Genomic DNA, 1,135 nt, shown 5'->3' with positions numbered 1-1,135 from the left:
CCACGACGATAATGCATGATATTATGTTCTTCAAAAGCTCTTACGAAATTTGCACAGGCACCACCATGGGAGAGTGCCAAAACATCATGATGATCTTCTTTTTCCATGATTTCCGTTAAAGTCTTTACCATTCGATCCTGTACCTGTTGCTGATTTTCACCACCATACTGTAAAAAGAAGTCACCATAAGGTAATTTTGGATTTAGGAATTCATCCATTGCTTCAAAACGGCCAAAGTTCCATTCTTTTAATCCTTTAACTCTTGTATAGGGATATTTGTGGTGAGTGACAATTTCAAGCGTATCACATGCACGTTCACTTGTACTTGCATAGCAGTGATCAAAGGTAATCTTGTTGTTATCGAAATAGCGTGCAGCAATTTCAGCCTGCTTAATACCTAGTTCAGTCAGCGGGGAATCACACCACCCTTGTATCTTATGTTCAACATTGAAAAGCGTCTGACCATGACGCATTAAATATAATGTTTTCTTCATTTACTTCACCTTTTCTTTCATCTATAATAGAATTGTACACCCCGGTAGTAACTACCGGTCAAGCGAAAGGAAGAAAAAAATGTATTCGATGAGAGAAACTAGTCAACAATGTCATCTATCTTATGAAACATTGAAATATTATTGTAATATTGGTCTAATTCCCAATGTCAGTCGTGATGAACATAATTATCGTGTCTTTGATGACCAGGATATTGCCTGGATCAATACTCTAAATTGTTTAAAGAAGTGTGGGATGTCTTTGAAAGAAATTAAGGCTTATATTGCTTTATGTCTAGAAGGCGAAAGTTCTATTATGGAACGTAAAGCCATGCTGGCAAAAAAACGTGACGCTCTTCTTTTAAAACAACAAGAAATTCAGGCATCGATTGACTTTATTGACCATAAACAACAACTCTATGATGATATCATAGACAAGAAAATCCCCTATCACAGTTATCTCGTGAACTACCACCCACCTAAAGGTAGGTGACTTCTGAGAGCCTTACGGCTCCGTTTAAGAAGTTTGATATTTAAGTTTCCACCTTTTCAGGCAATCCTTATTCTTACAGGCGTGTCCACTTCGCCTCTACTGTATAGGATGCTGACATCCACAACGCTACTTTTGCGCATGATGTTCAATG

2 protein-coding genes are annotated in these 1,135 nt (G+C 37.7%); one reads left to right on the top strand and one right to left on the bottom strand.

Features of this window, described 5'->3' with window-relative positions; all coding sequences use genetic code 11:
* Positions 1–494 (bottom strand): histidine phosphatase family protein (locus T529_RS0112220; RefSeq protein ID WP_081823153.1); only part of this gene is annotated, 494 nt, incomplete at its 3' end.
* A gap of 79 nt (positions 495–573) precedes the next feature.
* On the opposite strand from T529_RS0112220, the gene T529_RS0112215 reads away from it, so the two are divergent.
* Positions 574–984 carry a MerR family transcriptional regulator gene (locus T529_RS0112215; protein WP_033163880.1) on the top strand — a complete coding sequence of 137 codons (411 nt, stop codon included), beginning with the start codon at positions 574–576 and terminating at the stop codon, positions 982–984.
* Positions 985–1,135 lie beyond the last annotated feature (151 nt).

Origin of the sequence: Sharpea azabuensis DSM 18934, from assembly GCF_000702165.1 — a bacterium.
GTDB lineage: Bacteria > Bacillota_I > Bacilli_A > Erysipelotrichales > Coprobacillaceae > Sharpea > Sharpea azabuensis.
This window is presented reverse-complemented; position numbering and strand designations above follow the sequence as displayed.